This window comes from Roseomonas genomospecies 6 (assembly GCF_008365375.1).
GTDB lineage: Bacteria > Pseudomonadota > Alphaproteobacteria > Azospirillales > Azospirillaceae > Azospirillum.
On the sequence record NZ_QOKW01000005.1, the window covers coordinates 180,627 to 207,111 of the forward strand.

20 protein-coding genes are annotated in these 26,485 nt (G+C 60.9%); 6 read left to right on the top strand and 14 right to left on the bottom strand.

The genetic code is table 11. The annotated features are described in order from the left end of the window. Nucleotides 1-428 precede the first annotated feature (428 nt). A complete protein-coding gene (locus DS843_RS09015; protein WP_149468551.1) occupies nucleotides 429-2,123 on the top strand; it encodes a hypothetical protein in 1,695 nt (564 codons plus the stop codon). A gap of 77 nt (nucleotides 2,124-2,200) precedes the next feature. Next, nucleotides 2,201-3,457, top strand: a complete 1,257-nt coding sequence (locus tag DS843_RS09020; RefSeq protein WP_149468552.1) for a hypothetical protein — start codon at nucleotides 2,201-2,203, stop codon at nucleotides 3,455-3,457. A 110-nt stretch (nucleotides 3,458-3,567) separates the two neighbouring features. Here DS843_RS09020 and DS843_RS09025 read toward each other — a convergent pair whose 3' ends face one another. The 4 genes from DS843_RS09025 to DS843_RS09040 form a co-directional block, all read right to left on the bottom strand. Beyond that, complete coding sequence (locus DS843_RS09025; RefSeq protein ID WP_149468553.1) at nucleotides 3,568-5,085, bottom strand: hypothetical protein; 1,518 nt, start codon at nucleotides 5,083-5,085, stop codon at nucleotides 3,568-3,570. Between the two features lie 357 nt (nucleotides 5,086-5,442). After that, the gene (locus DS843_RS09030; RefSeq protein ID WP_475849062.1) at nucleotides 5,443-6,015 is read right to left on the bottom strand and encodes a tyrosine-type recombinase/integrase; all 573 of its coding nucleotides are present in this window, start codon (nucleotides 6,013-6,015) and stop codon (nucleotides 5,443-5,445) included. Between the two features lie 378 nt (nucleotides 6,016-6,393). Continuing rightward, complete coding sequence (locus tag DS843_RS09035) at nucleotides 6,394-7,773, bottom strand: pentapeptide repeat-containing protein (RefSeq protein ID WP_149468554.1); 1,380 nt, start codon at nucleotides 7,771-7,773, stop codon at nucleotides 6,394-6,396. A 148-nt stretch (nucleotides 7,774-7,921) separates the two neighbouring features. Continuing rightward, nucleotides 7,922-11,197, bottom strand: coding sequence for a flagellin (locus tag DS843_RS09040; RefSeq protein WP_149468555.1), 3,276 nt, complete (start codon nucleotides 11,195-11,197; stop codon nucleotides 7,922-7,924). A 268-nt stretch (nucleotides 11,198-11,465) separates the two neighbouring features. On the opposite strand from DS843_RS09040, the gene DS843_RS09045 reads away from it, so the two are divergent. Beyond that, complete coding sequence (locus DS843_RS09045) at nucleotides 11,466-11,927, top strand: MarR family winged helix-turn-helix transcriptional regulator (RefSeq protein ID WP_149468556.1); 462 nt, start codon at nucleotides 11,466-11,468, stop codon at nucleotides 11,925-11,927. Here the strand turns inward: DS843_RS09045 and DS843_RS09050 are convergent. Together DS843_RS09050 and DS843_RS09055 are read right to left on the bottom strand one after the other, a co-directional pair. Next, a complete protein-coding gene (locus DS843_RS09050) occupies nucleotides 11,921-12,292 on the bottom strand; it encodes a response regulator (RefSeq protein WP_149468557.1) in 372 nt (123 codons plus the stop codon). The genes DS843_RS09045 and DS843_RS09050 overlap by 7 nt on opposite strands. A gap of 13 nt (nucleotides 12,293-12,305) precedes the next feature. Continuing rightward, entirely contained in the window at nucleotides 12,306-14,315 is a 2,010-nt protein-coding gene (locus DS843_RS09055) for an ATP-binding protein (protein WP_149468558.1), read from the bottom strand. 180 nt (nucleotides 14,316-14,495) lie between these two features. Here DS843_RS09055 and DS843_RS09060 point away from each other — a divergent pair, with 180 nt between their 5' ends. Together DS843_RS09060 and DS843_RS32025 are read left to right on the top strand one after the other, a co-directional pair. Continuing rightward, nucleotides 14,496-14,867, top strand: a complete 372-nt coding sequence (locus DS843_RS09060; RefSeq protein WP_149468559.1) for a hypothetical protein — start codon at nucleotides 14,496-14,498, stop codon at nucleotides 14,865-14,867. A gap of 50 nt (nucleotides 14,868-14,917) precedes the next feature. After that, the gene (locus tag DS843_RS32025; RefSeq protein WP_353618341.1) at nucleotides 14,918-15,244 is read left to right on the top strand and encodes a DUF6626 family protein; all 327 of its coding nucleotides are present in this window, start codon (nucleotides 14,918-14,920) and stop codon (nucleotides 15,242-15,244) included. Nucleotides 15,245-15,593: 349 nt separating this feature from the next. Here the strand turns inward: DS843_RS32025 and DS843_RS09070 are convergent, their stop codons facing one another. Next, complete coding sequence (locus DS843_RS09070; RefSeq protein WP_149468561.1) at nucleotides 15,594-16,976, bottom strand: tyrosine-type recombinase/integrase; 1,383 nt, start codon at nucleotides 16,974-16,976, stop codon at nucleotides 15,594-15,596. Nucleotides 16,977-17,102: 126 nt separating this feature from the next. Here DS843_RS09070 and DS843_RS09075 point away from each other — a divergent pair, with 126 nt between their 5' ends. Then, the gene (locus DS843_RS09075; RefSeq protein ID WP_286192016.1) at nucleotides 17,103-17,732 is read left to right on the top strand and encodes a pseudouridine synthase; all 630 of its coding nucleotides are present in this window, start codon (nucleotides 17,103-17,105) and stop codon (nucleotides 17,730-17,732) included. Here the strand turns inward: DS843_RS09075 and DS843_RS09080 are convergent. The 7 genes from DS843_RS09080 to DS843_RS09110 all read right to left on the bottom strand — a co-directional run bounded on the left by DS843_RS09080 (nucleotide 17,707) and on the right by DS843_RS09110 (nucleotide 26,340). Further along, nucleotides 17,707-19,338 (bottom strand): ABC transporter ATP-binding protein, encoded by a 1,632-nt coding sequence (locus DS843_RS09080; RefSeq protein WP_149468562.1) that lies wholly within the window; start codon nucleotides 19,336-19,338, stop codon nucleotides 17,707-17,709. The genes DS843_RS09075 and DS843_RS09080 overlap by 26 nt on opposite strands. A gap of 10 nt (nucleotides 19,339-19,348) precedes the next feature. Continuing rightward, the gene (locus DS843_RS09085) at nucleotides 19,349-19,819 is read right to left on the bottom strand and encodes a PIN domain-containing protein (protein WP_149468563.1); all 471 of its coding nucleotides are present in this window, start codon (nucleotides 19,817-19,819) and stop codon (nucleotides 19,349-19,351) included. 2 nt (nucleotides 19,820-19,821) lie between these two features. Next, on the bottom strand, nucleotides 19,822-20,139 hold the full coding sequence (locus tag DS843_RS09090; protein WP_286192017.1) for a type II toxin-antitoxin system Phd/YefM family antitoxin: 318 nt from the start codon (nucleotides 20,137-20,139) through the stop codon (nucleotides 19,822-19,824). Further along, the gene (locus tag DS843_RS09095) at nucleotides 20,136-21,251 is read right to left on the bottom strand and encodes an ABC transporter permease (protein WP_167525246.1); all 1,116 of its coding nucleotides are present in this window, start codon (nucleotides 21,249-21,251) and stop codon (nucleotides 20,136-20,138) included. Before DS843_RS09095 ends, DS843_RS09090 begins: the two co-directional genes overlap by 4 nt. A 136-nt stretch (nucleotides 21,252-21,387) precedes the next feature. Beyond that, the gene (locus DS843_RS09100; RefSeq protein WP_149468564.1) at nucleotides 21,388-22,500 is read right to left on the bottom strand and encodes a microcin C ABC transporter permease YejB; all 1,113 of its coding nucleotides are present in this window, start codon (nucleotides 22,498-22,500) and stop codon (nucleotides 21,388-21,390) included. Nucleotides 22,501-22,532: 32 nt separating this feature from the next. Then, the gene (locus DS843_RS09105) at nucleotides 22,533-24,422 is read right to left on the bottom strand and encodes an extracellular solute-binding protein (protein WP_149468565.1); all 1,890 of its coding nucleotides are present in this window, start codon (nucleotides 24,420-24,422) and stop codon (nucleotides 22,533-22,535) included. A gap of 79 nt (nucleotides 24,423-24,501) precedes the next feature. Beyond that, on the bottom strand, nucleotides 24,502-26,340 hold the full coding sequence (locus DS843_RS09110; protein ID WP_149468566.1) for an extracellular solute-binding protein: 1,839 nt from the start codon (nucleotides 26,338-26,340) through the stop codon (nucleotides 24,502-24,504). Between the last annotated feature and the right edge of the window lie 145 nt (nucleotides 26,341-26,485).

Sequence of the window (26,485 nt, forward strand, 5' to 3'; positions counted from 1 at the left end):
CCGTCACCTCGGCCGCTTGTCCGTCGAGAAACTCGCGAGTTTTGGCCGCCGAGGCAGACCTGAGGTGCTGACAATCCCTTACAGAATAATAGTTTTCCGCCCTTTACAATTCTGCGCTCGCCACAACGTACCCTTTTTTTGGACCTGTGTTTGAATAGTCATGTGGCCGACGCGAGCCAAGACGCAAACAAGGCAAGAAAGGATGCGCGACGATGAACGAACCTCCATAGATGCAGCATCCGTAAAACGGATGATCACAAGAGACGAATCGGTAAAAGCCCTGATCTGGTCTTTAAAAAAGCGCCGAAGACAGCGCCATGTTACGCTGATGCGGCGAGTTATCTAACTCATCAACTTCAGAATTCGTGAAAATTGCCATCACGTGATGGCGATAACGCCCAAACCATGCCAATCGAAAGGAGAATCCCATGAACATCATCGACACCAATGCCGCCGCCGGCACTGAAAACGCAGCCACTTCGATGGTGAACATCAACGACGTTGGCCGGGAACAACAGCACGAGAACACTGCCGAGACCGCCGGCACCAACCCTGCGGTGAATGAACTGGACGCGGCGTTCAAGGACAGCTGCGAGCAGGCGGGAAAGAGCATTACGCTTGAAACCAAGTCGGAAGCGGCGCGACGCAAAGCTCTGGCTGATCTGGCTTTCATTCTGGTGAAGGCAGGACCGAATTCGGATTTTGTCAGCAAGCTGCTGACCCAGCGCGGGCTCGAAGAAAAGTATAAGGCGCGCGAAAGCGCTGCGCTTGTCCGAGTTTCGTTCGGGTTCAAGCAGTGCAAGGGGAAGACTGAAAAAGCGAAGAAGGAGAACCAGCGCATCAGCAATACGGTCAATCGCTACGCTAACGTGATTGATGCCTGTGTGCGTCACTTCAAGGAAAGCAACGACACGACCACGATTGATCGGATCGAGAGCTACATCGAAAAGCATGGCATTGATGCGCTTGCTAAGTCGCAGTCGGAACCCGCCATGAAAAACGAGCCCGACATTGAAGAAATCGTCAAGGACATCAACCCGATGGGTGAGTTTGATCTTCCGGAGCGCCTGAAGAATCGTTCCGCCCCCTTCGCCTTGGTCGTGGTTCCGTCTGACGACGGAAAGGGAAAGATCGTGCTGGTGCAGTCTGGCGATGACAACCTTCTGCGCAGGTTAGTCGCTCACGGTCAAGGGCACGATCTCTCGAACGTGGCCTCTGAGGTGAACCTGTTAAGCGAAATTTCGATGGTTTCAAGGTTCATTCTTGAAAAGGACAGCGCCGAGCCGACCATTTCGGATGCCGATGTGAGACTGACGACTACGAAGTTCCTGCCGGAAACGCGCATCATCATGCTCCGTAATACGGATCGAGACTGTCATTTCCACGTCAGCAACATGCGCGTCAAGGCTGGGCCGGTTCTTCACGCATCACCTCTTGTGTCTTTTACTGTTCCGGCAACTGGAGATGTTGTGATCGATACGAAGGACCGTAAGTGGTTTGAGGAAGAAGTCGTTCCTGAGAACAAGAGGGGAAAGTTCAGCTTTCATCCTTCGGTTGCCGGATCAACGAAGACGTGGGTTGGTGAATTCAACTTCACCGAAGCTCTGACAAAAAAGGAAAGGTCGGTGAAGTTGCGCCAGCTGCCCATCGAACAGATTGACCCGATTTCAATCGAAACCTCCGACCATATCTGGGACTTCGAATTTTCGATCACTACCGAGCAGCTCAAGAAACTGAAAGGCGAGTTCTTCGACAGGTGGTCCAAGATGCGGAAGTCCAAGACTAGTGCGATCACTCTGGGAATGACCTTCGCGGACACCGGCTGGACGATTGGCTACGACCGGAGCCATCGGATTGACTTCGATATCGAAACCGGAATGGCGCCCTCAACGTCGGTTTCAATGCTGGCTCTGGGACAACACTGGAACGATCTGCTCCGCCAGATGGACGAACTTGAACTGGATGGGAACATCACGATCAGCGGTCTGAAGTCCGGTCTGTGGCGGATTGCCTTCCAAACCAAGCTGGCGGCCTACACGGTCTATCTCCCTACCGTGCTGGACGCAAAGAGCGGCACGCTCAATACAAAGCACTTCGACCTCTACAGCACCACGCGCAAGTAAGCGCTCCCTCCTTCTTAAGACTGACCGGGCATGTGGCCTCATCGTGAGGCCACACCCAAAAACTCCTGGAGAAAAAAATGACGATGCTTCCTCGCTCTGATCGAGCCACCTATACGCCTGCCCTTCAGCCCGACTACGCGGCGACTGTTTCGTGCGACCCTTCCAAAATTCGTGATGGCAACATCCCCGCAGGTCTTGCGCTTTCGGATTTCAACTTCCTGAACCCCGGTGGCGCGCTGCTTACCCACCCCATCGCACTGTACAGCGCCGGTCACGACCCGGAAAATCCGCCGCCCGCCATCATTCGGGATCGTGACCGCACGAAAAGCACGCTTATTGGCGACAGTGGCGGTTATCAGATCAAGAAGGGGAAGTTGACGTGGCGGGAGGACCGGACCCGTCAAGCCATCCTTGAGTTCCTGGAGACCTACGCCGACTACAGCATGACCTTGGATCATCCGCCCCCCAGTGTAAAGGGTGACAAGCTTGACCACGCTGAACTCCAGAACTGCCTCGACAAAACGAATGTCAATCTCAAGTTCTTTGATCGCGGCAGGCAAGGACGAACGAAGTGGATCAACGTGATTCAGGGGCGTGATATGAAGGAAATTGCCGTGTGGATTGAGAGCGTGAAGTGGTTTGATTCCGTTGGCTGGGCTGCTGGCGGAGAGTTTACGCTTAATCCAGCGAACCTCCTTGAGCTAATGATTTATCTTCGCGACAATGGCCTCCTTGATGGACGTGAGATCTTTCACCAGTTCGGAAAAGGAAGCATCTCTCTGGCATGTTTCTATACCGAGGTACAACAGGCAATGCGTCAGGCTGGTATCGATATCACGATTACCTTCGATACCAGTAGTCCCTTCCGCATGACGGGAGAATATGGCAACCAATATACCAATCCTGCTTTCACATCGAAATGCTTCGGAATGTCGACGGGCAAGGTGTTCCAAGGCCAATGCTATGTTGGGTCTGCTGTGCCGTTTCCATTTACAAGCGCGGTGGGGCGGCTGATCACGCTCGGGGATATCTGTGTTCAACGAGGAGTGCTCAAAGCCTCAAGCTGGGATGCACTATCGCACGTGATGATAAAGCACCATAACCTCGACGCCTATCTGCGCGGCCTGGAAATAGCCCACAACATCTCTGCCTTGGATGATCTTGATGCACAAAATCACAGCCCCCGGTGGCTCATGTTCGCGCGTGAAGCGGCTCGACGTGTCTTCAAGACGTCCGATCCAATGACCGTCATCAAACACCTTAAGCGGGATCTCAGAAACGAGAAGGCTGACAAGATACTCGCCGAAGACGATTGCAATAAAATATCCGTGTAACGGATAAGCGTCGTTCCACGTGGTGCTGCTGGCGGTGGGTCGCACCACCGCCAACGGCGCCGCTCATCGGTGTTACCATGACCAAATCTGCTCGATTAGAGCAGATACTGTCAGGCCGCCGCCTTGTCTGATGCAGAAGACGTGAGGCAGCGTAATGTTCCCTCGAAGTGTGGTGCCTTTACATTCCTGGAGCTATTAACAAAGACGTTAACCGGTATCTCTTGTGATCCGTTAAATATAATTGCCTGTATGGGGGTCGTTTCTTTCCAGTAGATCAGTAATCCCATTCTAGACTCGCAAGGGCCGCGGCGGCCATATCGGTCGCCGGCTGCATACAACGGGCTCCATGCGTGGAATAGTTCGACTGGCTTGTGTCCGGCCTTGGTCCTTGTCATCTCGTTTCGGAATACGCCTCCATAGTAGTCATCTATAGCCCTTCGCCACGCACGGTTTTCCGGTTCGGGATAATGCCGACACATCGCTTCACTGAAGGCCTCGTAGGTTCCAAGGACGAACTGGCGTTCCTCATTTCCGTTGATGGTCACTACGCCGGTGACCGTGTCGCCAATCCAAATGACGACGCGCGCCGTCTCGATGGCTTCGTGCCAGCCCGTCGTGAGTTCTGTGCTCGGCAACTCGGTCCGCTCTGCCTTCAGCGCGTGTAGATTGGGATCGAGGTCGAACACGGGGTGGGAGCATCCAAGGCCGCTGCCGAGTTGGTCGGGGGCGATAGCTGTGCCAGGGGTGGAGGCGCGCCGCACCTCGCTCACCAATGCGTCTTCCATTTCTACCTTCGATTGGCGCTGCCGAGCAAAGCGAGCGATCATGTCCCCGGCATCATTCTTCCTGGCCGAAGGCATGACCACCTCCATCTCCCCACCAATGGCCGAGGTGACCTCATCTCCCCAGCTCAATGGCGAAGCCATAAGGGGGAACCCCACAGACGGACCAGCGAGCGGCGCAGCCGCGAGCGTGGGCGAAGCCGAAGGCTGAGCCGGTGACGAAGTCACCACGCGGCTGGTCTGTTCTTCTCTCTTCTTCTCTTCTCTACTCTTATATAAGGAGCCAAAAGAATGAGGAATGGCAAGAGATTGAAGGCTCTGTTGGTGACATTCGCCTGACAATGAGCTAACATCGGCCTGACATTCGCCTGACAGTGGGGTGACATTGACTCGACATCCGCCTGACGATGAAGTGACTTCGGCATTGATGATGTTGGCGACATCGTGTTTATTGCACTTCGCTCTGTGGCGAAGCCGTAATGCTTCGACCGTATGGGTATCCAGTCGATAGCATGTGGGATCAAACCCTTGCTGGCGTACCTCGTTATGAGCCAGCCGAGTCTGACGGTCGCTCAACCTGATCTCGCCAGCCCAGGTCAATGCAGCCTTCGACACGCCACGACCAAGATACCAATCCGGGCGAATCCATTTCAAAATGTTCGCTCTCTGTTTCTCTGTTAGGGCCTGCCCATTCAGGAGCCGACACATCGCCCCCTCCAGCACGCTCAACGTCGTGGTGATGTTGCCTTTGGCCTTGCCGCCGCATTCCTGCATCCGCTTGTGTTCTGTCCATGCCGCGACGGCGATCCGCTCGCAATACAGGAACCAAGATGGTGATTTCGTCATCTGAAATGTCCTTGAAATAAAAAGCCCCATGGCGTGACGAGCGCCATGGGGCAGGGTACAGATGCGACATATAGAAAAGGGGCAGTGAAGTTGAGCCGCACGCGCCCCGATGTGCGGCCAAATCTCTAACGAATCAATGTCTGCATCTGCTTTGGGCTCTCGTCAACCCGCAATATTGATATTTATAGCACTTCCTGTATCGTTCTTCAATATTATAAGTGCCTAGGAAATTCGAACGGAGCACTTAGATTCGTAGCTTCGTATATTCAGCAATGGCCAGTCATCGGGGCGTCAACGTACCGGCGGTCACATCCGTTATACGGAGGTTCTAGGTGTCATCGGTTTTTGCCGCCGCGTTCACAGCACCTCGACCGCTGCCCGCATCAGTTCGTCGTTGACCTCGATATACCGCTGGGTGGTGGTCAGGTGTTTGTGACCAGCCAGCGTCATGATCACCTTCGGGCTGATGCCGCTGTGGGCGAGCTTGGTGATGAACCAGCGCCGCCCACTATGGGAAGTCGCTCCATCAAGGCCCGCCTGCTCGTAAAGCTGTCCCATCAATTGGCAAAGCGTGTTGGGGCTGAAGGCGGTTCGCTTCTGCGTGAGCAACAGGGGGCGTTCCGACTTGATTTCGCTGCCCAGCGTTGCGCGGTAGCGCTCAAGCTCTTTCCGCAGCCGGTCGTTGACGAACACCACGCGGGCATGACCGCCCTTCGTGATTTCGGCGGCCAAACGGACCTGCTCCCGAACCGTGCCGTTGCTGTCCAGCACGTCGCCCCAGGTCAGTGCCGCGATTTCCCCGACCCGTAGACCCGCGAGGTAGGACAGCATGACGGCCATCCGGTTGCGGGCTGCGTGCCTTCCCTGTGCGACCACCGCCAGCAACCGCTTCTGTTCCTGCTCCGTGAGCACCCGCGCCTGCTTCATCATAACCTCAAGGTGCGCAGTTATTCCGCACTTAAGATTATGTTTTCAGGCGCGGACTCGCTCAAGGCAAGAAAGAAGCTGAGGGTTGATGCGGGGTTCAGCGGAAACCTAAGAAAAGCTGCATTTTCTTATATTTCTGATTAATCGCTTTCTGGGATCACGCGAGGGGCGGATTTCGACAGCCACACAACAGCTCCAAGCGGGGTGCTGCGAACCAGGGCATACATTATCCCGGTATTGGATAGGCGTTTGTACACGCCTGTTTTACTGGTCTTGCGCCAACCAAGTGAACGCAAAAAGGCTTCGGCGTCGGATCGGGCCGAAAAGTTGAGTTGAGGAAGGGGAGCGCTCGATGGTGAAGGCATTTTATAAATTTTTTGCCTATTGCCGCTTGACTCCGATTGCTCCCCGCAGGTCGGCGCCGTCGAGATTTGCGCCCCGAAGATCAGCACCGGTAAGATCGACATCGGTCAGGATGGCGCCGCATAGATTGCAATCCCGAAGGTCGGCTCCCTGAAGGTCCGCCTGTGCGAAGTTCGCCAAGCGGAAGTTTCCCCCGGACAGGTCGGCGTTTCCAAGATCGGCTTCCGAAAAGTTCGCGGGCCAGTCGCGCGTTGTGATGCCGACAGTAATCGCCATGGGGGAGCAGTCCGCGTGCGTGAGCGTCGCCTTCCGCAGGGTCGCTCCCTTGAAGTTGGTTCCCCGGCACACAGTGTCGGTAAAGTCCGCCTGCATAAGGTTGACGTAAGACAGGTCCGCCATGGTGAAGCAGCAACCGGCCAAGCGGCTGTCCATCAACATCGCCGAATGGAAGTTTGCGGCCGAAAAGTCCGTACCCCCTAGGTCCACGTTGCGCAGATCAACCCGCGACAGGTCGGCCTGGGCGCCCTCGGCTCCCAGCGAGGCCACCCATCGGGCGTGCGCCAGGATGATGTCCTGAATGGACTGTTCCAGCGAATCCAGCCCGCGCGGCAGACGTGCCTTCCTCATGTCCGCCTTCATCTGCGCGCCCTGGCTGATGACGGTGGTGGTGAGGTCGGCGTCGGCAAACACCGCTCCATCAAGAACGGCGTTGACCAGGAGAGCGCCTTGCAGGTTCGCACCAACGAAACTGCAATTCGAAAGGTCGGCGCCGGTGAAGTTGACCTTGCGCAGGACGCTGCCGGCGAAGTCAGCTCCGTTGAGGCGGGCGTTGGAGAAATTCGCGTTGCTCAGGTCGGTGCCGGCGCCGATGGCCCTTGAGAACTTGGCGCTTTTGGCCTGAACGTTGCGGAACATGGCTCCCGCCATCCGGGCCTTTCCGTCGTCAGCCCATGCGCGTGTCAGATCGCCGCCCTGCTGTTTGGTGAGAAGCACCCCCTCTCGGAAGTCGGCAAAGTCTAGGATCGCTTCCGACAGGTTGGCGCTGCGCAGGCGCGCGCCCCGGAGGTCCGCCTTTTCCAGCTTGGCGTAGCGAAGATCGCAATTGATCATGCTGGCGCCGAACAGGTTGACCTCAGCCAGGTTGGCACGGATGAACCGGCTGCCGTCGAGCATAGCCCCCGTCATATCCGCGCCCATTAGCAACTTTTGAGAGAAATCGAGCCGGTCTGCGCGCTTCATGCCAAGGTTCAGCCGCTGCCCACCCTTCTTGCGCCTGAGAAATAGCAGATGGGCATGCAGAAGGTTGTCGAGGTGGGGCTGAGATATCCGCTCGGATACTCGTGCCAACATGGAGAAATCCTTTTCACTTCGACCCTGCAGCTTACTGCTCAGCGCCAAGATAGGATCAGTGGTCACTATATTCAACCCACTGATTCCGCAGCTTGGCAGCAGCCTCGAACCGGTAACCACAGTTTCAAAGCAGCTTTTTGGGAACGAAGGTGCTCGTGTGTGATTGGGGGTGTGGGAAAACACGCCCTGGGTTGGGTTACCCGAACAGGCGAAGGATTGACTGCTGACTCTGATTGGCGAGGCTCAAGCTGGTGGTTCCAAGCTGCTGCCGCGTTTGCAGCATCAGCAGCTTTGCGCCTTCCTCGCCTTGATCGGCCAGCGTCAGCTTGTTGGCTCCCTCGACGAGAATATCCGAAAAGTTTTTGGTGAAATCTTCTCGGGTGGTGATGATGTTGAGGTTTGTGGTTAGCTTCTGGGCGGCGCTGCGGAGTGTCGCATGGGCCGTGTCGAGACCATTCATAGCCCGATCAATGTCGTCTCGGTCCATCCAGCCGTTCTGTGCCCGATCAAGCCGGAGCCCTTGCCCGTTTGTCGTCACGTTCAGGCTTTCGACAACAAGCAAGTCCGAATGAGCCGTGTTGAAGGCAACGGTAAGGTCATTGGAAGACGAGGGGGCGTTGACCTGTACGGTGGATATGGCGGCTGCCGGAACGGCAGGGGTGTTGGCTGCACGGTAAGTGAATTGCACCGTATCCTTCGGTTCCATTGCCGGCGTGAACAAGCGGTAAGTGTCGCGCCCCGTCTTGCCGGTAATGTCGAGGCGTGCCGTGGCGCCGACATTCGGACCTGTGCCCCCCAGCGTGAACACGACATCGCTTTGGCCAATGTTGGGAACCTTGACCATCGAAAGGCCGCCGTTGTCATCCAGCAAGGACGCATAGCGCATTCCAGGACCGGCGCTGTCGGGGGCGTCCACCACCACCGTCAAAGCCGTCGATGTGCCTTTGAAGCCGTTAAATTTGCGGTCGTCGAGCTTGTCGAAGGACGAAACGCCCATGCTGGACTCCGGCGTCAATCCGGCTTTTTCGGTCAGCGGCGAATCGATACGGAAAAGGGCGGTGCCACCAACTGGTGAGTAAGGGTTGGCGCCAATGTCAAACTGCCCTGTCGCGCCAGCGTTCGGGCCGGTGCCGCCGAGCTTGAAAGCGACAGCCGTCTGGCCGGCATTGGGCACGCGGGTCGTGCTGATGCCCCCCATGCCATCATCGAAGCTTACCGTTTTGAAGCCGGGGGCAGCGCTGTCGTTATCGCCGACAGTCACCGTTAGGGTATTGTGCTTCAGCGACCATCCGGCGAATTCCCCCTGATAGCCGTTCGATATCCCGATCGACGCGGGAATGGCGGACGGGTCATAGTCTCGGACAACGGTGGGCGTATCAACAGCAAGACTGAATTCGTTGACACCGCTTCCGGCAGAGAAATTCATGCGAATCATCGCCCCGGCATTCTTGGTCGCATTCGCTCCGTTGCCAAGCAGGGTCAGCGGCACGTCGCTCTGGCCGCCGTTCGGAATGGTGGCGGACGCCGTTTCGGTCAGCGTTCCGTCAAGGGCGTAGCATTCGACGGTCACCGTCTTCATGCCGGTGAGGGCATCCGGAAGCCCCGTGATCACCCTCATCCTGGTGTTTTGCTGGATACCGGAGAAGGCCGCATGGTTCTGATCGCTGATGGACGCGACATTCCCAACACCACTCGCACTGTCGAATCCGTCGATGCTTGTCGATGGAAGGGTGCCGTCCGCCGCCGCCATGTAAGACAGTCTTCTCGTGACGGAAAAGGGAGGGTTTGGATCGGTCGACACATCGATCTTCAGGCGATCCATGACATCGCCCCTCTCATTCACCGAAAAGCTCAACGCGCCTGCACTGACGCTGCCTCCGCCGTCGGGAACGTTGCCGCTTGCAAAGGGCACCCAGTTGATGCCGTCAGGGGAGGTTTCAACGGTGACCTCCTTATAGATCCAGGCGTTCGGTGGGTTTGGGTCCTGCGCACTGCCGAGCTTGCCGGTAGACACCCGATAATAGTGTGTCCCAAGGCCGGACACGCCCGACACCGTGGCGGCGACTTTTCCTGACACGAAGAGCGGTGTCTGGATGTTCTCGTTGTTGGTGTAGCTGAGCTTCGCAGGATCGATGTCCATCGTAGCGGTATGCCCCGCGCCGAAGTCGAAGGTCATCTGACCCGGCTCCGTTGTAGCGTTGACGAGAATCGGGGAGGATTGCGCACCCGTGCTGCTGGTCAGCACGAGGGACATCGCCGCTTCTCCATTGGTTTCATTGTTGACGATCCTGAGCGTGTAGTTGGTGTCGGCGGTCCGTCCGGTTACCGGGCCAACGGAATTGACTGCAGAAGCCTGACCGCCACGAATCAGCCCGGCCCGGTCGGGAAAGGAGGCAGCCTCCATCAACTGTGCCGGATCGACAGTCAGGCGAACGGTTCCGGTATCGAAGGGGAAGTCGTTCTTGCCATAGGTCAGCTTTCCGGCGCCGCGCTGGTTCGCCGCGTCCCGTGACTCCGTGGCGCCCGACAGGTTGGTCGTTGTGATTCGAAGATCGGTGTTGCGCTCGATGATTGAGACTCCAGCGCCACCGGATGGCTGCACGGCGTCCATCGCATCAAGATCCACGCTGAATTTCACCTGCACACCAGACGAAAAAACTTGGTTGAAGAGGAGATTTTCGTTGCGGGCTTTTGCCGTCTCCCAGGCATCACGGGTGAACGTTTGCGTGAATGTCTGGCCGCCACAGGAGACTTGAAAGCTGCGGTCGCGGCCAGCGGCGCCCGTCACGCTGATCGTGACATCGTCGAAGTTGCCGTGCTGGCGCATCAGAAAGCCAGTGACGTCCAGATCGAAGATGCCCCGTGCGGCTTCGGCGTTCGCAATATCGGCGGCGTTGGCCGAAACGGTGCTTTCGCCCGTTACTCGCACTTGATAGGTGTCAGGCGTGACGACGTTGGTAACTCTGGTGTTGTCGATTCCGCTGATCGAGTTTATGGCCATTCGAGATGCGGATGTGGCATCCAGCCGCTGACCATTTCCAATCAGGAGGTTCTTGCCTCCATACTGACTGTCGCCGGCCAACTTATCGATCTGTTCAAGAAGCACGTCGAATTGCTTTGCAAGCGCGGCGCGGGTTGTGACCGATCCGGGATCGGTGCCAAGCGCGGCAAACGCCGCCGTGGTCAATCCGCGCGCCTGCTGAACCAATTCCTCAATGCGATCAACCGTCTTCGCGGCACCTGTCACCGTGCTCACGGCTTGTCCCATGGCGCTCTTGAGGGACATCAGGTCTTCGGCGCGATTGGTTAATCCTTTCGAAGCAAAGTAGGTGGGGGGATTCTCCAGCGCGTCATTCACACGTGATCCTGTTGCCAAACGGCGCTGGGTCAGCGCCATCTTGTCCTGCACCGTCTGGAGGGTGAGCAGGTTGCTTCGGATGCCACTTGAAAGCCGGACGTCTGCGAAACTCATGGCTGCCCCTGTACTTCCGGTATCGCGCAGGCCGGATCAGTCCTCTCCAGACCTGACGCATAGTGATCCATGGTCACTATGCAGGCGCCGTGCCAGGAAGCAGGGGGGCAACTCGTTGATGTGTTGGAAGGAACGCCTCCGTCGGCGCGGAGATAAGTGATCAGTGAGCAGTTTTTGCCGCGTTCGTTCGGCAAACTGTTCCCATTGCGCAGCGTCGTCCGCTTTGCCAAGGTCAGTCCGACGGCTTCAAGAATGGAATCCCGCAGCCATGTCCCGACGCGTTCGTGTAAAAGGCGTGGCAAGCCTGCTCGAACAATCCGCCCGGCTTATTCATGGCGCCGGACATAGCCATGGCCTCTATCCGGCGCAGTGGACGGCCTTGCGTTACTTTGCGGAAGCGATGCCACAGGCGCGTACGGCAACGGGCCTCATGCGCTTCCAGAATATGGCAATGAGTCCTGTCGCACGAACAGTGCGGGCCTTGGTTGAAAAGGGCTTGGTGTCGAGACAGCCCAACCCTCGCGATGGGCGTTCGGACCTGATCGAGTTGACGTCGGAAGGGCACGCGCTGCTGCGGTTCGATCCCCGGAACGACTTGGAGAGTTTGCTCGGCCAACTCCCTCCGGACCAGTTGGCCTCCCTTGCGCTGGCCCTTCAGACCGTCATTCAGGGCATGGTGGAAACGGACGCTTCGAGCAATCCTTCGGAGGAGGTTGGTGAGGATCAGTGACCGAGCAAGCCGCTCACCTTCTCGACCAGTTCTTCGTTGTCAAAAGGCTTAATAAAGATCGCATCGGCGCCCCAGGTGTCGGCCAGGGCCACTGAGAAATCGATGGGCGATTTGGGAGCGCCGCCCGAAATAGCAACGACAATCAGGTCCTCGTGCGACGAGCGGATTTGACGCAGCAGTTCGAGGCCATCCGTGCCGGGCATCCAAATGTCGGTAATCACGGCGTCGAAGCTGCCACTGCGAAGTTTGTCCAGCGCCTCACCGCCGTCCTGCGCTTCGGTGATTTCAAAGCCGTGACGCAGAAAGGTGCTGGCAATGGAGAAGCGCACTTCTTCGACATCGTCAACCAGCAGAATGTTGGGCATGGGTGGTCCTCGGTCAGGTGTTCGTGTCGGCGGCTGGCACGGTGATGATGAAGGTTGTCCCTTTGTCTGGCGCGGTGCGCACGTCGATGCCGCCGCCCCAATCCTTAACGATGCCGTAGACCACAGACAATCCCAAGCCCGTGCCACTTCCTAGAGGCTTGGTGGTGAAGAACGGCTCAAAGACTCGTGCGCGCACCGCTTCGTCCATGCCGGGACCGTCGTCAACCACGGTCAAGCGGAACGAGGAATCGGCAGCCTCTCCGTCGTTGCGGTCGAGGACAACATCCACCGTCCCCAGGCCGTCCATAGCTTGCGACGCATTGAGCAGCAGATTGGTCAGCACCTGCGATACCTCCGTTGCCGATGCCCAAATCATACCCGTCGCGTCGATCCGGGTGTGGATAGTGACGCTTGGGGGTAGGCTGCGCCGGTTGAGATCGACGGCGGAGAGGACGGCGTCCCCGAAATCGAGAGGCACGCGCGGGCCAGTACCTTGTCGGGCGAAACCTAGGACCTTGCGCACGATGTCGGCGGCCTTGGAGCCACTGGAGCGGATCATGCGCAGGTGACGGCGAGCGTCCCGCCCTTCCTGGCCCCACAGATGCTCAGCTTCCATGGCGAGGTTGATCATGGGATGGAGCAGGTTGTTGATCTCGTGCGCGACGCCGCCGGCGAGTTGACCGAGCGCGACCAGCTTTTCACGCTCGCGTTCCTGTCGCTCCCGGTTTCTCGTCACCGCAACATCCTCATGAAGGACCAGATAGGAGCCCGGCCCGCCCTCGCTGTCGGAGATAGGGGCAACGGTCAGGCGGTCTCGGACCCATTCGCCATTGGCGGTCCTCAAAGTGACCTCGCAATTCGTGGACTCCTTCTGCCCGATAGCTCGATGAATCTCCTCAAGGCAGTGCCGCGAATCGGAAGCCAGCAGATCGGCAAGGCCGACCGTCAGCAGATGCTCTGGGCTGTACCCGCTCAAGTGGTGGAAGGCGTCGTTGGCGAACACGAAGGGCAGATTGGGATCGGCTGCGTTCACAATCGTGGTTCCGACGGGACTGGCGTGAACTGCCGCCGCCACATCGCGTTGGCGACGTTCGCTCGCCCGCAACCCCTGCTCGGTGGCTTTCTGCTCGCTGATCGTGGCACCGATCAGAAGCGCCGCGATATCGATCATGATGAGCAAAACTTGCAACTGCGCGGGATCACCGACACGCCCGAGAACCTTGAAGAGCAGTACGGCCGTGATGTTCACCACAATGATGCCGGCGACAGCACCGCCAAATCCCTGACGCAAAGCGAGCAACACGACGGGGAACAGGACGACGAACCATGCCTTGCCGTTGGTGCCGAGGGTGGCGTCGATCTCAAAGGCGACGATGGCGAACACGACGATGCAAACCGCACCGATGCCGGTAGACGCGGACACCCGCGGCACCCATCTCATGGGCGCGGTCCATCCAGTCGTCCCGAGCCATGAGAACGTGATGAGGAAGACTGGACCGGCGAGCAGAACGCCCGCGAGGTCGCCGATCCAGAACGACACCAGAATGTCGGTGAAGGTGGAGTTGGTCCAATAGGGCTGGAAGGTTGCTCCGGCGAGCGCCGCCGACGCCAAGGTGGAGACGCAGGCGACGAGGAGAAAAACGCTAACGTGATCCTTGGTCCGCAACGGGAATGCCGGCGCGATCAGGCGGCGGAGCAGAAAACCAGCGGAGCCATACACGATCACATGCCGCAGTCCACTGGCAATGTCCAGGTGTGTGAAGGTGTTTTCATACAGGAAAGCGCCCAGTATAACGGCGGGAAAGTAGCGCGGCCCATAGACGGCACAGAACGCGATAGTCAGTCCGGGGCCGGGGTACCATGCGCTCGCGGAGTGGGCGATGTCGAAGAGGTGTGCCACCTCATACAGGATGATCCACAACCCAACATACACGCATGCGGCCACAGCGATCCGGGTGCCTTTGGTCGCCCTCCCAAAAAGACGAGTGGACAGTGCATGAAGAACGGTGCCTGCTGTAGCCATACCCTACATCGCGCGGTTCGGTTGAACGATCCCATTTTACGAATGGTCGAGTGACGTTGCACGGCAAAATGCAGATCGCTGGTCACCATCATGGCTGGCGCCTGATCGCCCGTAAAGGGCGGCACACAATCCAGTAGCCTACATATGAATAAATAAGGAGAAAGCAAAGAAGGTGCTACAATGAGAGCTATAGAACTTGGCATCTACGATCCTGGCCAGGACCAACTGATCAAAAACCACACCAATGACGCACGAAAATCTCGCAAGACACTTCGCGATTTGAATCGAGAGAAGCAGATACGTCAGGCGCGTGATCTTGAACGGCGACGGGAGGAGGAAACTATCGCCCTAATCTTCGGCGATCCCGAGGTTGAGCGTGAGGAATTGGACCTCCGCAAGGCGAGGGCTGAAATCCGTAAAACGGAGTTTGAGGCCGAACAGGCGTGCTGGGAAATCGAGAAGGTGCGTGCCGAAACCATGGCGGCGATGGCTGACGCCCAAAAAGCGCGAGCGGACGCAAAGTTTACTGCCGCGAAAGCATGGAACGAATAAATAGCGGGGAAGCTGCATCGGAAGCGGAGTCTAATTCAAGGTGTTGTGCTATGGATATACTGAATAACGCCTACTGTACATTGAGGCGGTTTGGGCTATGTGAGTCGAAATCTGGATTCAGTCGAGAGTGGCTTGGGGCTTCGGCAAGTTATTTAACGTCTATGGAAGCAAGAGCTCGGCAACCTCACATGACGGCATTGGTGGGGTTGACGGCCCGGCTGGAACTGCTTGCCGACCGGCTCGCGGTTGATCCCCGCTACCACGAGCATGTTCGCCTACTGAACAAACTGATTGATGACCTTTGGGACGAGGTGCGCGCCCGTGCTTTGGCCGCAGCACCGAAAAGGCGCGCGGATCGTGACACCTGCGGTGTATAGCCATTACGTTCTGACTTGGCTGCTACTGCTGTAGCGGGGCAGGGCGGCGAAGCGTATGGCGCGTGCTCCTATGCGCGCCATGAGCTCGGTGAACCGCAGCTTGTAGGCGTGCGCTCAGGGCAGCGAATTCATCGTCGGTCATCGAGCGTGTTCCGGGAGTGGGCCATGGGAATAGGACATCAACGTCCATAGAGTCATCGATCTGCACTGGGGTGCTCCGTATTGTCTTCGTAATACGGATATTTAGCCGTTGGTCAAATGACCGCCGCCGGGCCGGTATCTATCTGAATTGCACGACTTGGTGAGACGACGGGCCCAGTTGCTTTACGCAACCGGAGACTCTGGGAGTTCATTTTTTGTTCTTCCGTGTCTGGACAGTCTTGACCGGCGCTTGGTTCCCCCACTGATCTTCAGGCGGCACGCTGACCGTGATGCCGAGCGTGCTACCCAGCGTAATTTGTTTGGTGCGGTTGCCGTGAAGGGCAGGGGCGTTCTGCTCGTTCTTTACGTGACCGTAATGCTCCTCGATCATCTTGACGCTTGTGTTCATGGCCTTCGCGAGTTTGAACACGTCCACGCCGTCCAACAGTGCGTGGGTTGCAAAGGTGTGTCGTAGGCTGTAGGTCGTGCGCTCCTGGCCGTGGCCGTCCGTGCGTAAATCCGCTTCCACAAGAAGACGTGCAAAGTGGTCATGCACCGCTTTGAGCTGTGATCCGTTCTCATTGACGAAGATATAGTCGTCAGGCTTGGTGTGATTGGACAAGGTACGCAGCCTGTCGAACCACTTCTTCAATTCGATTGAGCCGACAACTGTGTATGGCTTACCAACCCTGATCTTGCCCGTAACCTCAAGCTTGATGTACTCCTTGCCGTCTGTGGCAAAGAACGTGTTGTAGTGCTTCCAACGCAGGTTGTAGGCGTTTGGGACGCGCATCCCCGTGCCGTACATGATGTGAACGTAACACTGCATTCGTTCGCGTGAGAAACGGTGCTTTGCGCTGGCCGCGCGTTCGACCCAGGCGGGCATGAACGTGCAGAGGTGGTTCCACTCGTCCATCGTAAAGGCCGGTCGCCGGTTGGTGACCAGGGCTTCCGGTGGATCAATGGGAGGAACTTGATCGGAGCGCACATCCTTGTTTCGGCGCGCAAGGTCGAAAATCTGTTTCAGCAGACCCGCCTCAATGTGCAGCGTGGTCGAGGCGGGAACCTCGGCAATGCGGTGTATCCGGCTGTCCGGGTCGTTCCGACGTTTGGGGTCGCGTGCCTTCGCCAAGCGTTCCTTGCCGGGTCCATCCGTCCAGTAGCGCCGTCGCCAATCCCAATAGGCGTGAACGTCAGCTTCGCTGACGCGGCTAATTTGCTTGGAGCCAAAGAACGGGACGAAGTAGGTGTTGCCCGTGATCGCCATGGAACGGAGCCGACCTTTGGATAGGTCGCCGCGCGCCACGCGGGTCTGTTGCTCCTTGTGAAAGGCGGCCCAAACCTGTTCGAAGGTTTTGGTGTAAACGGGAAGCCCTTCGCCGTGCAGAAACACCATGCGCTGATATTCCCGCAATGCAACCTTCTTCGCTTCTTCGAGGTCCGTCTTTCGCGTTGTGAAGCGTTTGTTCTTGTAGGGAATTTCCGGTATGGAGATGCGGCAGTGCCATACGGGCTTCTTCACGTCGTCTCTGCGGTAGAGCACAACGTTACCGTCTTCCAGCTCCACCTTTTCGTTTTGGATGGTCGTCATGGGCGCGCCAAGGGTTGTGCTGGACGTGTGCTAGGGTATATGGAAATTGAGGTCCCGTCAACGCGCGTGCTGAAATGTGTAGACGGGTTCGTGGCGAAAAACACATTTATAACAACAGGTTAGACAGTGCCGCGTTTAATCCTGCTGAACAAGCCCTATGGCGTGCTTCCCCAGTTTACCGATGAGCAGGGGCGCCCGACGTTGGCCGACCATGTGCCGGTCAAGGGGGTCTACGCCGCCGGGCGGCTGGACCGCGACAGCGAGGGGCTGTTGGCGCTGAGCGACGACGGCGCGCTGATCGCCCGCATCGCCTCGCCGAAGCACAAGCTGCCCAAGACCTATTGGGTGCAGGTGGAGGGCATCCCGACCGAGGAGGCGTTGCAGCGCCTGCGCGACGGGGTGACGCTCAACGACGGCCCGACCCTGCCCGCCGAAGCCCGCCGGATGGAGGAGCCGTCCGGCCTCTGGCCGCGCGACCCGCCCGTGCGCTTCCGCGCCGCCATCCCGACGGGCTGGATCGCGCTGACCCTGCGCGAGGGGCGGAACCGGCAGGTCCGCCGCATGACCGCCGCGGTCGGCTTCCCGACGCTGCGGCTGATCCGCTGGTCCATCGGCGACTGGACTTTGGACGGTCTGGCGCCGGGGGAATGGCGGGAGGTCGCGGTGGCGGGGAGGGAAGCCCCGAAGACGCCGTCCCGGCCTGTCACGAAGGCGAAGCGCCCGCGCGGCGCTACATCCGCACGGCGTCGGACTTGACCGTCTCCAGATTCAGGGCGGCGGCGAGCAGGGCGCGGGTGTAGTCCTCGCGCGGCTCCTCGAAGATGCGGCGGGTGGGGCCTTGCTCCACCACCTTGCCGTCCTTCATGACGATGACATGGCTGCTGAGCGCCCGCACCACCCGCAGGTCGTGGCTGATGAAGAGGTAGGCGAGGTTGTTGCGCGCCTGGATGTCGCGCAGAAGATCCACGATCTGCGCCTGCACCGACATGTCGAGCGCGCTGGTCGGCTCGTCCAGAACGACGAATTTCGGTTTCAGCACCAGGGCGCGGGCAATGGCGATGCGCTGGCGCTGGCCGCCGGAGAACTCGTGCGGGTAGCGGTGGCGGCTGGCGGCGTCCAGGCCCACCTCCTCCAGCGCCTTCGCCACCATGGCGTCGCGTTCCGAGCCGGAGCCGATGCCGTGAATCTTCAGCCCTTCGCCGATGATCTGGCCGACCGACAGGCGGGGCGACAGGCTGCCGTAGGGGTCCTGGAAGACCACCTGCATCTCCCGCCGCAGCGCGCGCAGCCGCTTCGCCTGCCAGCCCTGGATGTCCTTGCCGTCGAAGCGGATGGCCCCCTCGCTGGCGTGCAGGCGCAGCAGCGCCAGCCCCAGCGTCGTCTTGCCGGAGCCGGACTCGCCGACCACCCCGACCGTGTGCCCCTGCCGCACGTTGACCGACACGCCGTCCACGGCGCGGACGTGATCGACGGTGCGGCGCAGCAGGCCCTTCTTGATGGGAAACCAGACCTTCAGGTTGTCCGCCGCCATGATCTCCGGCGCGTCGGCGGGCGGGGTCAGCGGGTTGCCCTTCGGCTCCGCGGCCAGAAGCTTCTGCGTGTAGGGATGCTGCGGGCGGATGAAGATGTCGGCCACGTCGGCCTGCTCGACGATCTCGCCCTGGTTCATGACGCAGACCCGGTCGGCCATCTTGCGCACCACGCCCAGGTCGTGGGTGATGAGCAGGAGCGCCATGCCGAAACGGCTCTGAAGATCCTTCAGCAGTTCCAGGATCTGGGCCTGGATGGTGACGTCCAGCGCGGTGGTCGGCTCGTCGGCGATCAGCAGGTCCGGCTCGTTGGCCAGCGCCATGGCGATCATCACGCGCTGGCGCTGCCCGCCCGACAGCTCGTGCGGGTAGGCGTTCAGCCGCTTTTCCGGGTTGGGCAGCCCGACCAGCCGCAGCAGCTCCAGCGTGCGCTTGCGCGCGGCGGCGCGGGACAGGCCCTTGTGCAGGAACAGCGTCTCGTTGATCTGCCGCTCGATGCTGTGCAGCGGGTTCAGCGAGGTCATCGGCTCCTGGAAGATCATGGCGATGCGGTCGCCGCGCACGTCGCGCAGAACCTTCTCCTCCGCCCCCACCAGTTCGGTCCCGCGGAAGCGGATGGAGCCTTGCGGGTGGCGCGCCATGGGGTAAGGCAGCAGTTGCAGGATCGACAGGGCGGTGACCGACTTGCCGGACCCCGACTCGCCGACCAGCGCCAGGGTTTCCCCTTTGGCGATGTCGAACGACACGCCCTTCACCGCGTGCATCACCCCGCCGCCCGAGCGGAACTCGACATGGAGGTTGCGGACCTGGAGGAGATCGTCGCTGTCGGTCATGGTTTCCATCCTAGGAGGCCGGTTTGCCGGCCAGCAAAGCCGACAGCAAGGGGTGCGGCGAGGAGGAGAACGGATTGACGACGGTCAGGCCGCGCCATGTGAAACCTTCCTGCATGTCTTCCGATAGCATCAGGCGGCAGCCGGCTTCCGCAGCCACCGACAGAACGACGCTGTCCCAGATCGACAGACGGTGGATTGAGGCCAGATCGACCGCTGCCATCATCACCGCGGCGGTCGTGTCCACCGGTGCGTAGAGATCGCACCAGTTCAGAAGAGCGGTCCGCACCTCGGACGCCGGGCGCTTGGCTTTTCCGGTCAGAACCCGGTACAGCTCGCCCAAAACCTGTGCCGGAAGAACGACGTCTTCGGACGGTATGGCGTCCAGAAGGTCGTGGGCGACTGCCGGTTTGTGCATGTCGGACGGCAGGAAAGCGACGCCCTCGGCATAGACGAGCAGATTCGTGTCGAGGGCGACGCGCATGCTCAATCCTCGTACAGCTCGTCACGGCTCAAGCGCTGGCCGACGATTTGCACCGGCTGCGTTCTCAGCCGCGCCATCAAGGTGGCCTTGGCAGCATCGGACAAGGCGCTGCTCCGCTTGGTGGGAACGATTCGCGCAACTGGCGTGCCATGGGAGGTCACGACATAGCTATGGCCCTCCTTCACGCTACGAAGGATCTGGGAAAAATTCCGGTTGGCCTCCGCGGCGGAAACAGCTTCTTCCATGCGGTCCGCACTCAATGTAGTGAATTTGCCTACAAGATGACTGCGATCCGTCGCTTCGTCAAGAACGCCTGTCATTCCGCGGCCGTCTTCGCGGCCACCGCCGCCGCCTCGTTGGCGGTTCCGGTGGCGGTGGAGAGCTGGCCGATGGTCTTGCGCGGGTCGAAGGCGTCGCGCACCGCTTCGCCGATGAAGATCAGCAGGCTCAGCATGATCGCCAGCACGAAGAAGGCGGTCAGGCCAAGCCAGGGCGCCTGGAGGTTCGCCTTGCCCTGCGCGAGCAATTCGCCCAGCGAGGGGGAGCCGGGGGGCAGCCCGAAGCCCAGGAAGTCCAGCGCCGTCAGGGTGGTGATGGAGCCGTTCAGGATGAAGGGCAGGAAGGTCAGCGTCGCCACCATCGCGTTGGGCAGCACATGCCGCCACATGATCGTCGCGTCGGTGGCGCCCAGAGCGCGGGCGGCGCGCACATAGTCGAAGTTGCGCGCCCGAAGGAACTCCGCCCGCACCACATGGACCAGCGAGGTCCAGGAGAACAGCAGCAGCAGACCCAGCAGCCACCAGAAGTTCGGCGTCACCACGCTGGACAGGATGATGAGCAGGAACAGGGTGGGCAGGCCCTGCCAAATCTCGATGAAGCGCTGGAACAGCAGGTCGGTCATGCCGCCGAAATAGCCCTGCACCGCCCCCGCCATGATGCCGACGACCGAGGAGAAGGCGGTCAGCACCAGCCCGAACAGGACCGAGATGCGGAAGCCGTAGATCAGCCGCGCCGTCACGTCGCGCCCCTGGTCGTCGGTGCCCAGCCAGTTGTCGGCGGACGGCGGGGCCGGGGCGGGGACCGGCAGGTTGTAGTTGATGGTGCGGTAGCCGTAGGGGATCGGCGGCCAGACGATCCAGCCCTTCTCCTCGATCAACTGGCGCACGTAGGGGTCGCGGTAATCGGTTTCCGTCTCGAACTCGCCGCCGAAGGTGGTTTCCGGGTAAGCGGTGAAGACGGGCCAGTAGAGCGCGTTGTCGTACTTGACCAGCAGCGGGCGGTCGTTCGCGATGAACTCCGCGCCCAGCGACAGGGTGAACAGCACCAGGAAGATCCAGAAGGACCAGAAGCCCCGCCGGTTCGCCCGGAAATTCGCCAGCCGCCGCCGGGTGAGCGGCGTGACGCGCATGCCGAGGAAGCGGTCGCCGGTCATGGGCGGTCCTCGCCACCGGAAAGGATTTCACCACGAAGACACGAAGAACACGAAGGAACACAAAGGGCGTCCATGCTACCGGTCAGGCGCCCCTTCGTGTCCTTCGTGCCTTTGTGGTGAATATTTCTCTTTCCCATCACACCCTCCGCGCTTCGAAGTCGATGCGGGGATCGACGGCCACATAGGTGACATCGCCGACGAGGTTCATGATGAGCCCCAGCAGCGTGAAGAAATACAGCGTGCCGAACATCACCGGATAGTCGCGGTTGATCGCCGCCTCGAAGCCCAGAAGCCCCAGCCCGTCCAGCGAGAAGATCACCTCGATCAGCAGGGCGCCGGTGAACAGGATGCCGATGAAGGCGCCGGGGAAGCCGGCGATGACGATCAGCATGGCGTTGCGGAAGATGTGGCCGTACAGAACCCGCCGCTCCGCCAGCCCCTTGGCGCGGGCGGTAACGACGTACTGCTTGTTGATCTCCTCCAGGAAGGAGTTCTTGGTCAGCATGGTCAGGCCGGCGAAGCCGCCGATCACCATGGACAGCACCGGCAGCACCATGTGCCACGCATAATCCAGGATCTGCCGCCACCAGGGCAGTTCCGACCAGTTGTCCGATACCAGCCCCCGCAGCGGGAACAGGTCGAAATAGCGCCCGCCCGCGAAGACCACGATCAGCAGCACCGCGAACAGGAAGCTGGGGATGGCGTAGCCCACGATGACCACGCCGGAGGTCCAGACGTCGAAGGGCTGGCCGTCGCGCACCGCCTTGGCGATGCCCAGCGGGATGGACACCAGATAGACGATCAGAGTCGTCCAGATGCCCAGCGAGATCGACACCGGCATCTTCTCGATCACCAGATCGACGACGCTGCGGTCGCGGAAATAGCTCTTGCCGAAGTCGAACATCAGATAGTTCGACATCATGTGGATGAAGCGTTCGTGCAGCGGCTTGTCGAAGCCGAACTCGCGTTCGAGCTGCTTGATGAATTCCGGGTCCAGCCCCTGGGCGCCGCGGTAGCGGCTGCCGGTGTCGCCGCCGGGGGCCTGCTGCTGCGCGCCGGGGCCGCCGGTCTCGCCGCCGCCGGTGCCGCCGATGCGGGCGGTCGCCTCCACCGCGGTGCCCTGGACGCGGGCGATCATCTGCTCGATCGGGCCGCCGGGGGCGATCTGCACGATCAGGAAGTTGATGACCATGATCCCGAACAAAGTCGGGATGATCAGCAGCAGACGGCGGATGATGTAGGCCAGCATCGCGCGGGTTCGCCTTTCCTAGTCCAACCGTCTCAGGGAGCCGCGCGGCGGGCCGTGCCGCCGAGCTTCGCGTTCTTCTCCGGATCGACCCACCAGGTGTCGGTGAAGGCCAAGCCGTATTTGGGCGCAACCGCCGGATGGGAGAAACGGTTCCAATAGGCCACGCGCCGCACGTCGTCGTGCCATTGCGGGATGACGTACCAGCCCCACAGCAGCACGCGGTCCAGCGCGCGGGTCGCCGCGATCAGGCTCTCGCGGTCGGGGGCCTGGATCAGCCGGTCGATCAGCGCGTCCACCACCGGGTCCTTGATGCCGGCCAGATTGCGGCTTCCCGGCTGGTCGGCGCGGGCGGACTGCCAATAGTCGCGCTGCTCGTTGCCGGGTGACAGCGACTGCGGCATCCGCTGGACGATCATGTCGAAGTCGTAGCGGTCGGTGCGGTTCTGGTACTGGGCGGTGTCCACCACGCGGATGGCCGCCTCGATCCCGGCGCGCTCCAGGTTGCGGACGAAGGGCTGGACGATGCGGTCCATGTCCGGCTGCACCAGCAGGATCTCGAAGCGCATCGGCTCGCCGGTCCGCGCGTTCAGCAGCTTGTTGCCTTTCAGCTCCCACCCCGCCTCCTTCAGCAGGGCCAGGGCGGTGCGCAGGTTCGGGCGGATGTTGCCGCTCCCGTCGGTCTGCGGCGGCTCGAAGGGCTTGGTGAAGACCTCCTCCGGCACCTTGCCGCGGAAGGGCTCCAGAAGCTTCAGTTCCTCCGGGGAGGGCAGGCCGGTGGCCGCCAGTTCGGAGTTGGAGAAGAAGCTCTTGGTGCGCTTGAACAGGCCGTAGGACAGGTTCGCCCGCGTCCATTCGTAATCGAACAGGTGATTCAGCGCCTCGCGCACCTTGCGGTCGGCGAAGACCGGGCGGCGGCTGTTGAGGACGAAGGCCTGCATGCCCTGCGGGTCCTGGTGCCTGATCTCCTCGCGCACGATGTGGCCGTCGCGGACGGCGGGCACGTCGTAGCCGGTGACCCAGTTCTTCGACGAATGCTCGACCCGGAAATCGATGGCACCCGCCTTGAAGGCTTCGAACACCACGTCCAGGTCGCGGTAATAGTCGAAGCGGATGCGGTCGAAGTTGTAGCGCCCGCGGTTGACCGGCAGGTCCCGGCCCCACCAGTCCTCCACCCGCTGATAGACGAGGGAGCGTCCGGGCTGCACCTCCGCGATCCGGTAGGGGCCGCTGCCGACGATGGGGTCCAGGGTGGTGCTGGCGAAGTCGCGCACCCCGTTGCCGTCGCCCTCGAAGACATGCTTCGGCAGGACCGGCAACTGGCCCATGATGACCGGCAGCTCGGGGTTGCCGCCGTCGCGGAAGGTGAAGGTGACGGTCCGCCCGTCCGTCTTCTCCGCCTTCGTCACATCGGCGTAGTAGGTGCGGTAGATCGGGTGGCCCTTCTCGCGCAGCGTCTCGAAGCTCCACACCACGTCGTCGGCGGTCACCGGCTTTCCGTCGTGGAAGCGCGCCTGCGGGCGCAGCGTGAAGCGGACCCAGCTCCGGTCCTCGGCGACGGTGATGGTTTCGGCCAGCAGCCCGTATTCGGTCAGCACCTCGTCGCCGCTGCCCACCGTCAGCGTCTCGAAGGGCAGGGAGGCGCCGCCCGCCGGCGACCCGCGCAGGATGAAGGGGTTCAGGCTGTCGAAGCTGCCGTAGGTCGCCAGCTTGACCTCGCCGCCCTTGGGCGCGTCGGGGTTGACGTAGTCGAAATGCTGGAAGTCCGGCCCGTATTTGGGCGTCCCGTGGGCCGTGACGGCGTGCTCGCCGGTTTCGCTCCGGGCGGTTTCGTTCCGGGCGGTCTGGGCGTGGGCCAGGGTGAAGGGCTCCGCCAGATACAGGCACATGACGGCGGCCAGGATCGCTTTACCGGTCTTCCTCATGCCCCTCTCGGTCCTTTGTTTCCCGTAAGGTAGGGGCTCCCCTGTGGCACAATCAAGGCGGAGCCTCGGCTTGGCCGTATCAGGGCTGCGCCCACCACGCCTCGGGGAAGCCGGTGTTGCGGAAGCCCAGGTCGTATTTCGGCGTCTTTTCCGGGAAGCCGAACCGCGTCCGGTAGGCGATCCAGCTCTCCGGGTTGTACCAGTGAGGCACCATGTAGAAGCCCCACAGCAGCACGCGGTCGAGCGCGCGGGTCGCCGCCTGGACGGAGGCCAGATCCTTCGCCGCCAGCGCCTTTTCGATCATCGCGTCCGCCGCCGGCTCCTTGATGCCGGCGTAGTTGGCCGATCCCCGGACGTCGGCGGCGGCGGAGCCGAAATAGCTGCGCAGTTCCGTTCCCGGCGGGGTGAAGAAGTTGAAGTTCGCCACCACCACGTCGAAGTCGAACTCGTCCGTGCGCGCCTGGAACTGGGCGGTGTCCACCACCCGCAGGACGGCGTCGATGCCCGCCTTGCGCAGCGCCTCCACATAAGGCTGGATCACGCGGGTCAGCGCCCCGGTGCCGTCGAGGAACTCGATGCTCAGCGCCTCGCCGGTCTTGGCGCTGGTCATCCGGCCGTTCTTCAACTCCCACCCGGCTTCGCGGAACAGGCGCATGGCCTCGCGCAGGTTGTTGCGGTTGTTGCCGCTGCCGTCCGTCTTCGGCGGTTCGAAGGCGGTGGTGAAGACGCGCTCCGGCAACTGGCTGCGGAAAGGTTCCAGGAGGGCCAACTCCTCGGGAGTCGGCGGTCCCTTGGCGCCGAAATCGGAGTTGGGGAAGTTGGACGCGGTGCGGAGATACTGGCCGTACAGGATGTTCTTCTGAATCCATTCGAAGTCGAACAGATAACCCAGCGCCTCGCGCACCCGCGGGTCGGCGAACTTGGCGCGGCGGGTGTTCAGGCGGAAGCCCTGGGCGCCCAGCGGCAGGTCGCTCTTCACCTCCAGCCGCTTCACCCGCCCGTCCTTCGCGGCGGGAAAGTCGTAGCCGGTGGTCCAGCGTTGCGCCCGGTGCTCGGTCCGGAAATCGTAGGCGCCGGCCTTGAAGGCTTCGAACATCACGTCGTCGTCGCGGTAGTAATCGACCTTCACGCTGTCGAAGTTGTAAAAGCCCTTCGCCGTGGGCAGGTCGCGGCCCCACCAGTCGGCCACCCGCTCGAAGGTGATGGAGCGGCCCGGGTCGACGGTCTTGATGCGGTAGGGGCCGCTGCCCAGCACCGGCTCCAGCGTCGTCCGGGAGATGTCGCGCCCCTCCGCGGTCCACCAATGCTTCGGCTGGGGGGCGATGCTGGTCGCGAAGTCGATGATCGGCTTCATCTCCCCCGTGGTCTTCAGGGTGATCTTCAGCCGATGGTCGTCCAGAGCCTCCACCGCGCCGACGCGGTCCAGGAAGGACTTCAGGAAGGGGTTGCCGTGCGCCTGGATGGACTCCCAGGCGAACACCACGTCCCCGGCGGTGACCGGAACGCCGTCGTGCCAGCGGGCTTCCTTGCGCAGGTGGAAGACGGCCCAGCTCAGGTCGTCGGGCAGTTCCACCGTCTCCGCCAGCGACCCGTAGGCGGCGTCCATTTCCCAGCCGGAGCCGACCATCAGCGAACTGCCGATCAGCCCCAGCGTGCGCGGGGTGACGCCGCGCAGGATGATCGGGTTCAGGCTGTCGAAGCTGCCCTGCGCGGCCAGCGTGATCGAGCCGCCCTTCGGCGCGTCGGGGTTGGCGTGGGGGAAATGGGGGAAGCCCGGCTTGAACTCCGGCTCTCCGAACTGCTTCAGGGCGGGGACGGTGACCGTTTCCGCCCGGGCGCTCTCAACTAGAGCGGGTGCCGACAGCGCGAGGAGGGCCAGAAAAGCGGTCATCCGGGCGGCAGCGAGAACTCGGCGCATCGTCAATCCCGACATGGTTGGCGGATCAGCCCTAAGCATGTACGCGCCCCGCGGCGCGTCAAGTCCGCGTACGCAACGGTATCTTACGCCCGTCCGCTGGCGTCCGCTCTCTTGCGGGCGCAAAAACGGCGGAAATGCGGCAGCC

What these genes read in the sequence shown, in the direction of transcription:
- DS843_RS09050 (WP_149468557.1), bottom strand. Translation starts at nt 12,292, where the DNA reads ATGCCCAACATTCTGCTGGTTGACGATGTCGAAGAAGTGCGCTTCTCC.
- DS843_RS32025 (WP_353618341.1), top strand. Translation starts at nt 14,918, where the DNA reads ATGGATATACTGAATAACGCCTACTGTACATTGAGGCGGTTTGGGCTA.
- DS843_RS09080 (WP_149468562.1), bottom strand. Translation starts at nt 19,338, where the DNA reads ATGACCGACAGCGACGATCTCCTCCAGGTCCGCAACCTCCATGTCGAG.
- DS843_RS09110 (WP_149468566.1), bottom strand. Translation starts at nt 26,340, where the DNA reads ATGCGCCGAGTTCTCGCTGCCGCCCGGATGACCGCTTTTCTGGCCCTC.
- DS843_RS09045 (WP_149468556.1), top strand. Translation starts at nt 11,466, where the DNA reads ATGTCCCGACGCGTTCGTGTAAAAGGCGTGGCAAGCCTGCTCGAACAA.
- DS843_RS09090 (WP_286192017.1), bottom strand. Translation starts at nt 20,139, where the DNA reads ATGACAGGCGTTCTTGACGAAGCGACGGATCGCAGTCATCTTGTAGGC.
- DS843_RS09070 (WP_149468561.1), bottom strand. Translation starts at nt 16,976, where the DNA reads ATGACGACCATCCAAAACGAAAAGGTGGAGCTGGAAGACGGTAACGTT.
- DS843_RS09105 (WP_149468565.1), bottom strand. Translation starts at nt 24,422, where the DNA reads ATGAGGAAGACCGGTAAAGCGATCCTGGCCGCCGTCATGTGCCTGTAT.
- DS843_RS09055 (WP_149468558.1), bottom strand. Translation starts at nt 14,315, where the DNA reads ATGGCTACAGCAGGCACCGTTCTTCATGCACTGTCCACTCGTCTTTTT.
- DS843_RS09030 (WP_475849062.1), bottom strand. Translation starts at nt 6,015, where the DNA reads ATGATGAAGCAGGCGCGGGTGCTCACGGAGCAGGAACAGAAGCGGTTG.
- DS843_RS09025 (WP_149468553.1), bottom strand. Translation starts at nt 5,085, where the DNA reads ATGACGAAATCACCATCTTGGTTCCTGTATTGCGAGCGGATCGCCGTC.
- DS843_RS09060 (WP_149468559.1), top strand. Translation starts at nt 14,496, where the DNA reads ATGAGAGCTATAGAACTTGGCATCTACGATCCTGGCCAGGACCAACTG.
- DS843_RS09095 (WP_167525246.1), bottom strand. Translation starts at nt 21,251, where the DNA reads ATGACCGGCGACCGCTTCCTCGGCATGCGCGTCACGCCGCTCACCCGG.
- DS843_RS09020 (WP_149468552.1), top strand. Translation starts at nt 2,201, where the DNA reads ATGACGATGCTTCCTCGCTCTGATCGAGCCACCTATACGCCTGCCCTT.
- DS843_RS09100 (WP_149468564.1), bottom strand. Translation starts at nt 22,500, where the DNA reads ATGCTGGCCTACATCATCCGCCGTCTGCTGCTGATCATCCCGACTTTG.
- DS843_RS09040 (WP_149468555.1), bottom strand. Translation starts at nt 11,197, where the DNA reads ATGAGTTTCGCAGACGTCCGGCTTTCAAGTGGCATCCGAAGCAACCTG.
- DS843_RS09085 (WP_149468563.1), bottom strand. Translation starts at nt 19,819, where the DNA reads ATGCGCGTCGCCCTCGACACGAATCTGCTCGTCTATGCCGAGGGCGTC.
- DS843_RS09015 (WP_149468551.1), top strand. Translation starts at nt 429, where the DNA reads ATGAACATCATCGACACCAATGCCGCCGCCGGCACTGAAAACGCAGCC.